Source organism: Mucilaginibacter sp. GW822-FHT03E02 (genome assembly GCF_058801545.1).
Genome location: NZ_JBXANJ010000001.1, coordinates 2,197,820 through 2,211,693, shown reverse-complemented (window position 1 = coordinate 2,211,693; position 13,874 = coordinate 2,197,820). Strand labels below are relative to the sequence as shown.

10 protein-coding genes are annotated in these 13,874 nt (G+C 41.7%); 4 read left to right on the top strand and 6 right to left on the bottom strand.

The window, feature by feature from the left end:
* From AC1RM2_RS09410 to AC1RM2_RS09400, 3 genes are all read right to left on the bottom strand, one after another.
* The gene (locus AC1RM2_RS09410) at positions 1–1,380 is read right to left on the bottom strand and encodes a M16 family metallopeptidase (protein ID WP_492984819.1); all 1,380 of its coding nucleotides are present in this window, start codon (positions 1,378–1,380) and stop codon (positions 1–3) included.
* Positions 1,381–1,612: 232 nt separating this feature from the next.
* Complete coding sequence (locus tag AC1RM2_RS09405) at positions 1,613–2,311, bottom strand: hypothetical protein (RefSeq protein ID WP_492984817.1); 699 nt, start codon at positions 2,309–2,311, stop codon at positions 1,613–1,615.
* A gap of 235 nt (positions 2,312–2,546) precedes the next feature.
* Complete coding sequence (locus AC1RM2_RS09400; protein WP_492984815.1) at positions 2,547–4,394, bottom strand: UbiD family decarboxylase; 1,848 nt, start codon at positions 4,392–4,394, stop codon at positions 2,547–2,549.
* 148 nt (positions 4,395–4,542) lie between these two features.
* On the opposite strand from AC1RM2_RS09400, the gene AC1RM2_RS09395 reads away from it, so the two are divergent.
* Positions 4,543–6,234: a DUF262 domain-containing protein gene (locus AC1RM2_RS09395; RefSeq protein ID WP_492984813.1), complete on the top strand. Its 1,692-nt coding sequence runs from the start codon at positions 4,543–4,545 to the stop codon at positions 6,232–6,234.
* Positions 6,235–6,322: 88 nt separating this feature from the next.
* Here the strand turns inward: AC1RM2_RS09395 and AC1RM2_RS09390 are convergent, their stop codons facing one another.
* Both AC1RM2_RS09390 and AC1RM2_RS09385 read right to left on the bottom strand, forming a co-directional pair.
* Positions 6,323–7,627 carry a M16 family metallopeptidase gene (locus AC1RM2_RS09390; protein WP_492984812.1) on the bottom strand — a complete coding sequence of 435 codons (1,305 nt, stop codon included), beginning with the start codon at positions 7,625–7,627 and terminating at the stop codon, positions 6,323–6,325.
* A gap of 89 nt (positions 7,628–7,716) precedes the next feature.
* On the bottom strand, positions 7,717–9,090 hold the full coding sequence (locus AC1RM2_RS09385) for a M16 family metallopeptidase (protein WP_492984810.1): 1,374 nt from the start codon (positions 9,088–9,090) through the stop codon (positions 7,717–7,719).
* A 377-nt stretch (positions 9,091–9,467) separates the two neighbouring features.
* Here AC1RM2_RS09385 and AC1RM2_RS09380 point away from each other — a divergent pair, with 377 nt between their 5' ends.
* The 3 genes from AC1RM2_RS09380 to AC1RM2_RS09370 all read left to right on the top strand — a co-directional run bounded on the left by AC1RM2_RS09380 (position 9,468) and on the right by AC1RM2_RS09370 (position 11,224).
* Positions 9,468–10,304 (top strand): sulfite exporter TauE/SafE family protein, encoded by an 837-nt coding sequence (locus AC1RM2_RS09380; RefSeq protein ID WP_492984808.1) that lies wholly within the window; start codon positions 9,468–9,470, stop codon positions 10,302–10,304.
* A 256-nt stretch (positions 10,305–10,560) separates the two neighbouring features.
* Positions 10,561–10,941, top strand: a complete 381-nt coding sequence (locus AC1RM2_RS09375) for a DUF1634 domain-containing protein (RefSeq protein WP_492984807.1) — start codon at positions 10,561–10,563, stop codon at positions 10,939–10,941.
* 52 nt (positions 10,942–10,993) lie between these two features.
* Positions 10,994–11,224: a KTSC domain-containing protein gene (locus tag AC1RM2_RS09370; RefSeq protein ID WP_477360619.1), complete on the top strand. Its 231-nt coding sequence runs from the start codon at positions 10,994–10,996 to the stop codon at positions 11,222–11,224.
* A 103-nt stretch (positions 11,225–11,327) separates the two neighbouring features.
* Here the strand turns inward: AC1RM2_RS09370 and AC1RM2_RS09365 are convergent, their stop codons facing one another.
* On the bottom strand, positions 11,328–13,766 hold the full coding sequence (locus AC1RM2_RS09365) for a TonB-dependent receptor domain-containing protein (protein WP_492984805.1): 2,439 nt from the start codon (positions 13,764–13,766) through the stop codon (positions 11,328–11,330).
* Positions 13,767–13,874: the final 108 nt, after the last annotated feature.

The window sequence follows — 13,874 nt, the reverse complement described above, 5'->3', positions numbered from 1 at the left end:
TTACTTAGCTACAAAAAATGAAGCTGCATTCAGTTGTTTACTCAAATCGGGCGATATAATTAAGCCGGCCGCATATGGCTTGCCGATGATGTAGGTGTCCACAAATTTCTTGATATCGGCACGGGTTACTTTCTGGTAATTACTATCCAGGTCGGTAGCAAAATTAAGCGATGTGCTGCACCATTGGTAACTTAACTGGCTGGCCAGGGTTGATGGTTTTTCTTTACGGTGAATGCTGTTACGCAATAATATAGCCTTCGCATCTTTCAGCTGCTCATCGGTGTAGTAATCATCTTTTGCCCACAGGCTTATCTGGTTTATTACCTCGTCATAGCATTCCTTTAATTTGGTTGGGTTCGGCTCGATTCCCATATCAATAGGGCCAACATATTTACTGGTTGTATAGTTTACATATACACTGCTTGCCAAACCTTTATCAACCAAGGCCTGCTGTAGTTTTGATGAATTCAAACCCACAATAGTGCCAAACAAATCCGCAGCTACTGTAGATGCCGAATCGGTAAGGTATGACGGGCCCTGCCATGAAATTTGCATCGATGGTGTTTGCGCTATGGTAGTTTCTTTAATAAAATATTCTTTTTTGGTTAATGACTTAAACGGCGGGATAGGATATTTTTCGTGCGGGTTGAAACCACTGCTTTCCCAATCGCCAAATATTTTTTCGGCCATGGCAAAAGCTGCTTCATGTTTTACGTCGCCGCAAATGGTAAGCAAGCTGTTGTTAGGGAAATAATATTTGTTTTTAATAACCATCATTTTCTCGGGTGTAGCTGTGTTAATCACTTCGTGGATACCGATTGGGTTTTTACGGGTGATAAGGTCGCCCCATAATTTTTGCTGGATACCGTACCATAACTGGAAACCCGGATCGCTTTCGGCGCGCTGAAACTCACCGTCAACAACGGGGCGCTCTTTTTTCATGTCCTCTTCGCGGTAAATAGGGAAACGGATGGCGGCGTTCATGAATTTTAAACCAGCACTAAGGCTATCCCTGTCGAAAGTAAAAAAGTAGTTTACACGCTCCACATCGGTTGTGCCATTCCATATGGCGCCAAGTTCTTGCGTACGTTTCAGGAATGAAGCCTGGTCTGGGTAATCTTTGTTGGCTTTAAAAAACATATGCTCGAACATGTGCGACAGGCCGCTAAACTCCGGGCCTTCGGTATAAGCACCGTTTTTTACGGCAATTTCGATGGTAGCCAAAGGCACTTTGCTGTTTTCAATAACAACAACTTCCAGTCCGTTTGGAAGTTTTTTCCAGAAGTAGCCTTCCGGTAGGCGAGGCTGGGCAATTGCAAAGCAAAAGCTAAAAACCCCAATAACACTCAGTGTTAAGGTTTTAATAAGATTTCGGGTCATAGATATATTAATAATGTTTTAAACACTATAAATATATTGGTATAAATTATGAAAAGGAAAAATTTATCCTTTTTTAACTTAGTTTTTAGTTAAAAGGTACCTGGCGCTGGGGGGCGCTTTTAAAAATGGATAAAGTTTATTTCGCGCAAAGACGCAGAGACGCAAAGTGATTTGCTTGTTTTTTCCCAGCTCCCTTTGCGCGAAAAACCTGTAAGCGCAATCACAGATGTAATTATAAACCCGATTTAATACTATTGTAAGGCATGCCCAAATCATCGATGGAATATTGGGTAAGTATGCTATCTTTTATGGTGATATAATCTCCGCGGTCGGTAACAAACCATTTTTCGATACCATCCTTAGTAACCACAGTTGGGATTGTTGCAGATACCACTTTGCCGGTTGTATCTAATTCCAGTATATAATATTCCTTCTTCGGGTCTGTCAAATCCCTGAAGGGAATAATGACGGTATGGTTGTTATCATCAATAAAGTGCCCGAAAAAGTTTTGATCTTTTAATTCCTTTGGATGAAAATTAACCAGTTTTTGGGCCATTTGGGCAGATACGCCGGTTATTTTTAGCCTTACAACGTTGCCTTCCGAATCTTTTAAAGTATCCTGCATAGTTGCCGTTTGGGCGCTGGGATATTTGGCAATGGCGTAAAAATTATTTGATCCGGTATTTTTATCATTATGGCCGGGCAGCATGTAGCACAGTTGCAGGTTGGGCAAAGCTGCACTGTCCGATTTTATTTTTCCGGCGATGCCGAGTAGTTGCTCTTTAGTCAGCCTTGCTTTAATATTAACGATGACCTTACTGGCAGTATCAGATTTGGTTACCTTGGATATACTGTAATAAGCAACATCTTTTTTTGTACAGGCAGATACCAGCAGGGCGATAGATAAAATGTATATAGATAGATTTTTCATAGCGCCCAAAGATAAACACGATTGAGGGATTTTGCAGGATTAACAGGATTTTTGTCTGGCATGCCTGCGCCCCCGGTTAGCCGGCTGTTGCGGTTTTGTTGCGGTTTTTATTTTATGACAATTCTTAATTTGTTGATTGTTAGATAGATGGTGTTTTTTGCTGTTTCACCTGTTGCGAACGCAACACTACAGCTTTTGAATATCAAATTTCAGAAGATCGGTACTAAAATTCCTGCTAAATCACTCCATACAATGCGCCGCCCTTTTCGCCCATTTTATCAACAAGCTTTTCAACTTCCGGGTCGCGCTCCAATACGGGTGCGTGGTGGGGTTTTATACGTGCATCAATAATGAGGGGGCCGGTGCATCCCCAGTGTTTGTGTTCGGTAAAGCTGCCTATGCCGTAAATATCATGCGATGGGTTGCTGCGTGTAAACGTTACCCATACAAAATTATTAATGCTGGCTGCCGCGAAGGTTGCATCATCGCATAGTACCATGAGGGCAAGGCCGCCCAGTTCATCTTCTTCCTCCTTTAAACGATACTCAATAATGCTGATAACATTATCGATATCCTTATGATTTATATGCCTGGGCACTTCAACCATCAATACACCCGGCATGGCCATTTTGATATTGGTTATCGGCCTGGGCAAATCAAACCAGGATGGTAATGCTGTCCAAAGCTCGCGCTTAATGCTACCTGCTACAGTTATGGCCACCTTACTACCGGTATTCAGTCCGTCGCCGCTGTAATCAAGGGTATCGATGGTGGTGCGGGTGTAAAAATGCAGGTCGCGGGTAAAATCAACGCGTTGCAGCATGTGGTGCAAAAATGCTTCTATGTTGTTAACATCCAGGTTCGGGTCATCTTCCTGCGCAGCTATCAGCAGGTATTTTGCAAGGCTTAGCTGGCTTTTACCTAAAATGTGGTTGGCAATGGTTAATATTTCCTGCGGTTTGCGCTCCTTAATATAGGGCGTATAACGCTCGCTGCCGGTTGCAAATAATAATGGGTGTACACCCGCCGCATCAATTGCGTTAACAGCGTGCAAACCTGGTATTTCCTTCGGTATGGCCGCCCCGCTTATCTCGTGGATCAATGCCCCAAAGCTGGTGTCCTCCTGCGGTGGACGGCCTACAACCGTGAACGACCAGATGGCATCCTTACGGTGGTATACATTGTGCACTTTTAATAGCGGAAAATCGTGAGCCAGGCTGTAATAACCCAGGTGATCGCCAAAAGGGCCTTCGGGTTTATTTTCCATTGGCATCACAGTGCCTGTTATTACAAAATCGGCATCCGAAGAAATACAGAAACCCTCGTCATCATAAAAATACCGGAAACGGCGGTTGCCTAAAGCGCCAGCAAATGTCATTTCGGACAAGCCCTCGGGCAGCGGCATAACTGCGGCTACCGGGTGACTTGGCGGGCCGCCCACAAAAATGCTCACTTTTAAAGGTTGGCCTTTTGCATTGGCCTTGGTTTGGTGAACGCCAATACCGCGGTGCAGCTGGTAGTGCAAGCCTATTTCTTTATTTAAAATATAATCGTTACCGGCAAGCTGGATACGGTACATGCCCAGGTTGGCATTCATGATACCTGGTTTATCGGCATCTTCGGTATATACCTGCGGCATGGTTACAAAGGGGCCGCCATCCATAGGCCAGTTTACTATCTGCGGGATATCGCTGATTTGGCACTTGCCGAAGTTTACCGGGGCACTGCTGCCACTACCTTTCATGGGCAATGCCGATAAGGCCGTAAGCGCTACATTGGCGTATTTAAAGGGGTTTTTAATAGCCTTAATGGGGTCGTTTTTTAGTTCGACGAGCGTTTTAATCTTCTCCAGCGTATCCCGGAAGATAAATTTAGACCGCTCCAGCGTACCAAATAGATTAGATACCGCCGGAAACTTACTTCCCTTTATATTTTCGAAAAGGATAGCCGGTCCCTGGTTTTCAAACACCCGCAGGTGTATGGCCGCCATTTGTAAATGAGGATCAACGTCCTCCTTAATCCGCACCAAATGACCATGTTTCTCCAGGTCGGCAATACAAGCCTGTAAACTCTTATAACCCATGGGGCGAAATTAGTCATTAGTCATTGGTCATTGGTCATTGGGAGATATATTTTTGACAATCACTACATATTATATGTATTATGATTTAATTTGCGACTCGCCTTTGTAAAGGCGTACGCCAAGTAAACCGATTAAATTATCACAATTAATGGAAGCATCAACAACAATTAAAAAAATGTTATCAGGGAATAAAATATTTGTTCCTTCTTATCAACGGGCCTATTCTTGGGAAGTTGAAACTGAACTTAATAAATCTAACAAGCAGGTAAATGAGTTTTTTTTAGATTTAGAAGACTATATCAAAAGTGAAGCTAAAACGCCATATTATTTTGGTCATTTTTTATTTGAAGATAAATCCAATAATCGCTATGGAGTAATTGATGGTCAACAACGTCTAACAACTATTGTAATTTTTCTATCAGCACTTTTTAAACAGCTTAAACAGATTAGAAAACTATCTGAGACAGAAACTGAAATCTTCGAAGATATAATAAAACGAAATTCGACTTATCGGTTTACCACTGTTGATTACGATGGTCAATTATTTATTGATTATGTAATTGACCAAGTGAAAAAAGATAAAAATGGGATTGAAACAACATCAGCCAAGCGTATTGTAAGTGCTTTTGATTATTTTATTAAGCGTTTATCGAGCAAAGAAGACAGTTATTTGATGAAAATGCTGAATACTGTGCAGGGCGCATCTTGTACAACTCATCCAGTCACAGACGAATCTGAAGCGATACAAATGTTTATCTTTCAAAACAATAGAGGGAAGAAACCATCTAATTTGGAAATAATAAAAGCTGAATTTATGTTCAATGTTCATCTTTATGGTGGAGGTGAAAAAGATGATTTGATTGCCGAAATAAAAAATCGTTTTGAAAAAATTTATAAATCTATTTCCTCTATAGAATATCGCTTAGATGAGGATCAGGTTTTAATTTATACCATGAGGGTATACTTCAATTCACTTTGGGAAACAAACGCTATTGATAAAATAAATAAACTTCTATCAGAAAGCGATTCAATAGCTTTTATAAAATCGTTTACTCACGCTTTAGCATTAAGCTTTGAATATTTAACGGTATTTTTTGGAAAGGATGAACGTCAGCATATTGAAATTCATTCTCTGATTAATCTTGGTGGAATTGGGTTAGCATTACCATTTATAATTAAGGCATATAAATATGGGTTAGGTATCACAGAGATATGTAAACTTAGTACATCGTTGGAATCGTTAGTGCTACGACATAGATTGATAGGAACTCGCGCAGAGATGATATCTAGAATAAACGATGTTTATGAGCAGTTTACCAACGGTAATAGAAATATTAATGATATTATTGGACGAATTAATTGGATGAAGACTATATCCTCAGATTCATGGTGGTGGTCTTACTGGAACAACTCAGCTTTCGAAAGTTCTATACAAGGTAAAATCCAACATTCAACTGCAAAGTTTCTTCTATGGAAGTATGAAAATCATCTTGAGAGCCAAGGCAAGTCAGGTTATACGCCTACTCGTTTTGATAAAATTGTAGACCCTGAATTAGAGCACATAGCCCCTCAAACAGAAAAACCTGCTGCAGGTTATGCAAAGTACGACGAAGAGTTTGTTCAGCAATACTTAGATTGTTTGGGAAATTATCTGTTGGTGTCCAAATCACACAACTGTTCAATCGGTAATAAGCCATTTAAAGAGAAACTTACCTCTTATAACTCGCTCGCACAACAACGAGAAGTTCAGCAAATGGCCTCCGAATCAAAGACCTGGGGCAAAAAATTAATTGATAAGAGGAAGTCGAACATAATTGATTTCATTATTGGAGAATTTTAAATAGTAAGGGCGATTTCATGTTTTCAATGAAATCGCCTTTTATTGATGTCCAATACGTCTGTCTTAAAAACTAATGATTGTAAGTTGATTAATGACCAATGGTCATCCTAAACGCAGCATCAGCCTCACCTGCTTTTTTCAGGTCGCCTAAGTAGCTCCAGCGCAGGCCGACGATGTATTTTTGCATAGCTTGGTTTATTTGGTCAACCGTTACGTTTTCGATGGCTTTGGGCAGGTCTTCCGCAAGTTGCCAGCCGCCCAAAATTTCGGCAATGCCCAGGCTACCGGTTATAGAGGCGGTGCTTTGTTGTTTGATATAGTTTGAGGTTATAAAGCTGCTTTTTATCCGTTTAAGGCCTTCGGGGCTCAGCCCGTAGCTTAGTACTTTGTTCAGTTGCTGGTTCATGGCTGTTACAGCCTCCTTAGGACTGGTTGTACTTACATACATCAACGCATAGGGCATATGCTGCATTACCGAATAGGTACCCGGATCATATGACAGGTTTAGCTTGGTACGCAATTCGCTGAATAAGGACCCTCCCAATGCCGAAATGCCTACACGGTAAGCCACATAATCGGGGCTGTTAAATGTTGGCCCGTTCATGATGGCATCTATATAGTTGGTTTGCAGGTTGCGGTCTTCTTTAACCACTTTGTAATCGTTCCATGCCGGTTCGTGTAAGGCAACCGGTGTGTATGGCGCGGATGGCAGGTTGGCAAATGATGCCTTTATTTTGGCAATAAGTACCTCTTTGCTGATTTTACCGGCCACTACAATAAACATCCTGTTTTTATTGAAGATGGAGCTGTAATAATTTTTAAGATCGGCAGCGGTTAATTTGCTCAGTATCTCTTCGGTACCATCCGGATCGGTGGCGTAAGGCGTGCCCTCAAAGGCGCTTTGCAAAACCAATTGCTCTGCACGTTTATCGGGGTTTGATTGATCTTCGCGCATTTTGGCCACTATTTTGCTCCGCAATAATTCTACCTCGCCCGCGTCAAAAACCGGGTTTACTACCGATTCGGTAAATAAGTCCCAGCCCTCGTTAAAATATTTGGTGATGCATTGCATCTGGATGTTACCATAATCATATTCGCCCTCCGAGGCTACGTCGACGCCGTAAACATCGGCCCTGTCGCGGTATACGTTGCCCGAATATTTTTTGGTGCCGCACTCGGCAGTAGCTTCCAGCGCGAATTTTTCAATACCAGCCTGGCTGGCCGGATAGTTGGTTACGCCGCCGCGGTAAAACATGCGCACATTGATAATATCTTTTAGCGTAGGCTTAAAAATTACCTTTATCCCATCCACATCAAACGATGTTGTTTCTGACTGGGCCATAACAGACAGGCTTCCGCAGATAAAAAAGAGTGTTACAAATATTTTCTTCATTAGAATATGTTTTTGTCATTAGTCAACTATCATCAGTCGAAAGCAATTTGAAATACTTATGACTTCAGACTTTAAACTTCGGATTTGAATCAGTTTGATGCGTTGAAAAAAGTTTTAGGGTTTACCTGGCCGGCCAGTTCGGGGTTAATGAGCATGCCCGCACAGTAGGGTTTGTTTTTAATATACTTGCGCACATAGCTTTGCAAATCGGCACGGGTAACCTGGTTTAGCCGGGTGTTGTAAGTGGTATAATAATCTAATGATGCTGATGACCACCAGAATGATAGTACCTGTACAAAATCCGACGCGACTTCTTCTTCCTGAACCTTTAAAATGCCCAGCTTTTGTTTAGATGTGGTAATTTGTTCGTCGGTTACGTAATTGTCCTTATCCATTAATTCCAGCTGCCGTTTTACCTCGGCCATGCATTCTTTAATTTTATTGGGATTGGGTACTATGAATAAAGTAATAGGCCCAACGTGGCTTAGCGTTAAATAGCTGATATTGACATCAAGCGCCAACCCCGATTGCACCAGCGCCTTTTTAAGCGTTGATGAATTTTGATTTAAAATGTAACTGAACACATCCGCTGCGTAGGTTGATTTTACATCGTTACGCGTATCGGGCCCTTGCCAGTCAATCATAATAAAAGGCACGTTGCTCAGCGCCGATTCTACCACAAAATAATCGGGTTTTACCAGAGGCTTAAACTCCGGTATAGGCCATTTTTTAAAGGGATCAAACTTTGATGGTTTCCAGCTGCCATAAATGGCCTCCACCTTTTTAAAAACATCTTCGTGCTCCACATCGCCGGCAACGGTTAGCAGGGAGTTATTTGGATAATAGTACTTGTTTTTGATGGAATCCATCAAATCGGGCGTAGCCGAGCGGATGACATCGTGGTTGCCTATGGCATTTTTTCGGCTGTACAAATAGCCCCACATGTGATGGTCCATAGCATCGCTCAAAGCAAAAGTCGGACTCGATTCCTGGCGTTGAAACTCTCCATCAACCACAACATTTTCCCTCGCCATCTCTTCGGCGTTAAAAGAAGGGTAACGGATGGCCGAATTCATAAAATCTAACCCCTGGTTCAGGTTAAACTTAGGTAGGGTGAAATAATAGTTCACGTTTTCGTAAGTGGTCGATCCGTTAAACTGCATGCCAAGTTCGCTTACACGGTCTAAAAAATCTTCCTGGTTTTTATAGTCTTTATTGGCTTTAAAAAACATGTGCTCGTATAAATGGCTTAGCCCGTTAAATTTGGGCGTTTCGGTATACGAACCATTTTTGGTAGTTATCATAATGGTAGCCAGGGGTACGCTATTATCTTCAACAACCAATACATCCAGGCCATTGGGTAGCTTTTTTAAAAACATATTGGCCGGTAGTTTCAATTGGGCAAAAAGCAGAGCGGGTAGTAATGCAGATAGAATGGTAAGCAGGCAAGCTTTCTTGTTCATGTATTTAATATTAAAGGGCTTAAAATAACAAAACAAATTAATCACTATTGTATTATCCCTGTTATATATTAAAATTCAACATCGTTAGTTCATTGGTTCTGGATAGTTCATTGGTTCACTGGTTCATTAGTTCATTGGTTCATTAGTTCATTGGTGTCGCTTCGATTTATAAGTTGGCTTATTCAGTTCAATTGCAAAGGAGTTGCCGACGAAGCGACCAATGAACTAATGAACCGGTAAACCAATTAGTCCACTTGCCAGTAAATTCCTGCGCAAAAGACCAATGAACCAATGAACAAGTGAACCAATGAACCAAAAAGAAGCATCTTATCTAAAAAAGTTATTGCTACTTTCGCAGTTCAATATCGCTGCAAATTATGTCGGTAATTGTACTAACGCTTATTATACTTATCGGCTCGTATTTTGCGGGATTGCTGGGTTCATTAACAGGTTTGGGTGGGGGAGTGGTTATTATTCCTTTGCTTACCTTGCTGTTGAAAGTAGATATCCATTACGCCATCGGCGCATCGCTGGTATCTGTAATTGCAACGTCGTCGGGCTCGGCGGCGGCGTATGTTAAAGAGGGTATTACCAATATCAGGCTGGGTATGTTTTTGGAGATAGCTACTACTGCCGGAGCCATGGTAGGTGCACTGATAGCGGTTTATATCCCTACCCATTTTATTGCCATCTTATTCGGGGTTATCCTTATACTTTCGGCCGTCATGTCGCTAAAGAAAAAGGTTGAATCTGTAAACCAGGAACCCAGTGTACTGGCCGAAAAACTGAAGCTGAACAGCACTTATCCAACAGCTAATGGTTCGGTTGCTTATAAGGTAAAAAACGTAGGTGGCGGTTTTTTTATGATGATGTTTGCAGGCACTATCTCCGGATTGCTGGGCATAGGGTCGGGTGCCTTAAAGGTATTGGCAATGGATACCATTATGCGTATCCCCTTTAAGGTATCAACCACAACAAGTAATTTTATGATAGGGGTTACCGCTGCAGCAAGCGCGGTGGTTTACCTGCAACGCGGATATATTGACCCCGGGCTATCCATGCCTGTGGCCATAGGCGTTTTATTAGGTGCGCTAAGCGGCTCAAAAATATTGGTACATACCAGCTCATCCGGCTGGCTGCGCTGGGTATTTGCAGTAGTAGTAACCTTTTTAGCATCGCAAATGATATATAACGGATTTACGGGGAAGATTTAGTCATTCCGCTTCGCTGTCATTTTGCTGCGCAGTCATTGGTCATTTCGCTTCGCTGTCATTAGTCATTGGTATCTGCATAGTTTGTGAAAATAGTTTGAACTAATTAAAACAATAAAAGGTGAGGTCAATTGCCACTAATGACTAATGACTAATGACTAATGACTAATGACTAATGACTAATGACTAATGACTAATGACTAATGACTAATGACTAATGACTAATGACTAATGACTAATGACTAATGACTAATGACTAATGACTAAATTCCGGGATACCGACATGCAAGCCATCATAGGCTGGATATTGCGCGCAGGGGTATTTATATCCATGACTGTGGTGTTTATTGGTGGCGTAGTGTACCTGTACAGGCATGGGCAAACCCATGTAGACTATAGCACCTTTAAAGGCGTGCCCGATTTTGTAGGGAGCGTGGGTGGCATTTTGCATGGTATTGTTACGGGTAGGGGGCGTGCAATTATTCAGGCGGGTATCATATTATTAATAGCTACGCCTATTATACGGGTGGTGTTTTCGGCCATTGGTTTTGTTATTGAAAAGGATTATTTGTACCTGGGCATCACCATGCTGGTGTTGCTGATTATTATGGCCAGCATGCTGAGCGGGCATGCAGGATAAAAGTATTTAAAACCTTTTTGCCTTTTGCGCATTGTATTAACTATAAAGTATTATGCAAAAGCAAGTTATGCAAAGGCAGTCGGTACAGTCATCGGCATTGAATAGCGCAGGCTACGATCCTTCTTCTAAAATATTGGAACTTGAATTTAGGGATAGCGGAGGGGTATGGCAATACTTTGGCTTTTCAAATGCTTCCTTCAAAAAGTTCATGAGTGCCGAATCATTAGGGAATTTTTTTGTTACCCAGATAAAAGGTAAATACCCGGAAATCCGGATCAGGTAGCCACAAGTGATAAGTATTTAGTCTGAAGTGCTAACCCGGTATCTTTCTTTTTCGATTATAGCATCAACCTTTCGGCTGAATCCTATCTTAACATCGAACTTCTTTAATTACCCGTTCTACGCTGCTCATCATCACTGCCGGTATTGTGTTTGGTGGCCGATTTAACAGATGTTTTACCAAAACGATACGAAAATCCTATTCTTAGTACCCGCGTTTCTTTTTTGTTATATTCCGATAAATCGATGTTTTGGTACATGGCTTGATTGCGGTCGCGGTCAGTATTAAACACATCATTCAAATTTATTTTAATACTGGCGCGTTTGTTAAAAATACTTTTGCTTATGCCGGCATTAACCGCATAGCTTTGCTTAAGCTGGTTTACACCGTATAAGGTTGGCGATTCATACCTGCCGGTAATTTCGGCAGCTATGGTGCTGCTGATAGCAAAGGTTTGGGTACTATTGAAAATAATATCCTGCGATGCTTTATTAAAACTGCCATTAGCCGGGTACGCCTTGTAGCGCAGGTACGATGCATCTAAATTAAAATTTGCCGACCACCATTTGGTAAACTGCACAGGCGCGTAAAATGATAGGCCGTATACGTAAATATGCCCAAAGTTTTTACGCTCGGTTATGTTAACCTTGGTGGTATCGTTTTGGCGGTAAACCGGAAAATCATATGCATCATTGGTTTGGTTGTAATATAGCGTAGTGATAAAAGTATCGTTATAGGTATGCGACAACTGAATGGCATCGGTATATTCGGGTTTTAAGTTTTTGTTGCCCGACCGGTAATCATACGGATCGGTATAATATAAAAACGGGTTAATGTCCTGGTAATCGGGGCGGTGAATTCCACGGTTATAGCTGATGCCGAAAACGTTTTTCTCGTTGTAAGTATAACTTACCTGTGTTTGCGGAAACAAATTGAAATACTCATACGAAGTAGTTACCCATGCTGTACTTACCGAACTTCCTTTTGAATTGGTGTTTTCGGCCCGCAAGCCGGCGGTAATATCCCATTTGCCAACTTTGTTAATGTAGTTAATATATCCCGCGCTTACTTTTTCGATGTACAAAAAACGGTTGCTAAAATTCGGGTCTGCCTGATAAACATTACCTACCCTGGGGCCAAAAGTAAGGTTATTATCACTTTTGGCATAGTTGTATTTGGCTCCGGCCTCAATACGCGAGGTTTTGGTAAGCGGGTTTACATAGTCGGCTTTAAATGTCCATATGTGTATGCTGGAGGGCGAAATGTTTTCCAATTGCTGGGCATCCCGGTAATTGCTGCCAACGGGCGTGTAAAAATTGTTGGTAATAAACTCATTGGAGTGGCGGCTATAGGTAGAGTAGGTAGCATCGGCCGAAAGCGTTTTGCCGCTTTTATCAAGCTCGGCGTTATAATTAACGTTATAATTTAAAAAACTGCTGCCCCTGTCAAGGTTGGATTGTGAGATGATGATAGAGTCCAGCTTATTTTGGTTGGATATTTTTAAAGTATTATCTTTTATAAATTTACTATCGGTGATAACACCGCCTATCAAAAAGCCAATGCTTTGCTTTGATGACAACAAGTAATCGAGCCCGGCTTTAAAATTGTGGTTTTGTGTTTTTTGGATATTATGATAGGCCACGTTGTAGTTACTTAAAGTATCATGGTAGCTGATATTCCTGTCGGTGTTAATGATGCGCGTAGTTTTATTATCATCAAAGCTATAGTTACCAAAGATATTAACCTTTGCCGACCGGTTATTGAAAACGATACCGGCCCTGCCTTTTGCATATTTACCATAGCCAGCCCCGGCAGTTAAAGTGCCGTTGGTACCTATATTTTTACCTTTTTTTAGCACAATGTTAATAATGCCACCGCCGGATGCATCGTACTTTGCCGATGTAGTACTGATGATTTCTATCTGGTCGATAGTGCTGCTTTGCATGCTGCGCAGCAGGTTGTTAAGGTCATCGCCGGTTAAATTGGTGGCGCGGCCGTCAATGGTAATAAGGGCGGGCTGCCTCCCGGTAATGCTTAATGATTCTTTATCGCCCCCCACATGTACTCCGGGCGACTGGCGCAGCACTTCATACGCCGAATTGCCATCGGCAAGGATGCTGTTTTGTACATTAAGTACAATTTTGCCCGGTTTAACCTGTATGTAAGGCCTGCGGGCTACAACGGTTACAGCCTTAAGCTGGGTGTTTGTTTGTTTAAGAGTGATGGTTGGCGCCACAAATGTTTGCCCTGCAACTAAACTAAACGGGCCGGTATAAACTTTAGTACTGCCTATTTGGCTTGCCAAAAGAATGTAATTGCCGGGTTTTATATTGGTTAGCTGGTACAATCCCGATTTATCGGCCAGGGTTGATTTAATGATGGCCGAATCGGCTGCCAGCATGAGTACAACAGTAGCTGCCTCGGCAGGGTTGTTGGCTTCTGTCAAAACTTTACCCTGAATTACCGAAGATTTTGTTTGGGCAAAAGAACCATAGCACACTCCGGTAAGGATCGCAAAAAAAATGCCTCCGAATAAAACCTTCATTAATAGTTGATGTAGAAATTTGCGATAAAGTAACGTTTAGAAAATGTAACGCAATATAACACAAAATACTAAACTGATAATATCATTATAATTTGTTTTTTATGATAT

Excerpts from the sequence above, each read along its gene's own strand:
- AC1RM2_RS09390 (WP_492984812.1), bottom strand. The coding sequence starts at position 7,627 with ATGAAGAAAATATTTGTAACACTCTTTTTTATCTGCGGAAGCCTGTCT.
- AC1RM2_RS09375 (WP_492984807.1), top strand. The coding sequence starts at position 10,561 with ATGACTAAATTCCGGGATACCGACATGCAAGCCATCATAGGCTGGATA.
- AC1RM2_RS09365 (WP_492984805.1), bottom strand. The coding sequence starts at position 13,766 with ATGAAGGTTTTATTCGGAGGCATTTTTTTTGCGATCCTTACCGGAGTG.
- AC1RM2_RS09410 (WP_492984819.1), bottom strand. The coding sequence starts at position 1,380 with ATGACCCGAAATCTTATTAAAACCTTAACACTGAGTGTTATTGGGGTT.
- AC1RM2_RS09380 (WP_492984808.1), top strand. The coding sequence starts at position 9,468 with ATGTCGGTAATTGTACTAACGCTTATTATACTTATCGGCTCGTATTTT.
- AC1RM2_RS09400 (WP_492984815.1), bottom strand. The coding sequence starts at position 4,394 with ATGGGTTATAAGAGTTTACAGGCTTGTATTGCCGACCTGGAGAAACAT.
- AC1RM2_RS09395 (WP_492984813.1), top strand. The coding sequence starts at position 4,543 with ATGGAAGCATCAACAACAATTAAAAAAATGTTATCAGGGAATAAAATA.
- AC1RM2_RS09370 (WP_477360619.1), top strand. The coding sequence starts at position 10,994 with ATGCAAAAGCAAGTTATGCAAAGGCAGTCGGTACAGTCATCGGCATTG.
- AC1RM2_RS09385 (WP_492984810.1), bottom strand. The coding sequence starts at position 9,090 with ATGAACAAGAAAGCTTGCCTGCTTACCATTCTATCTGCATTACTACCC.
- AC1RM2_RS09405 (WP_492984817.1), bottom strand. The coding sequence starts at position 2,311 with ATGAAAAATCTATCTATATACATTTTATCTATCGCCCTGCTGGTATCT.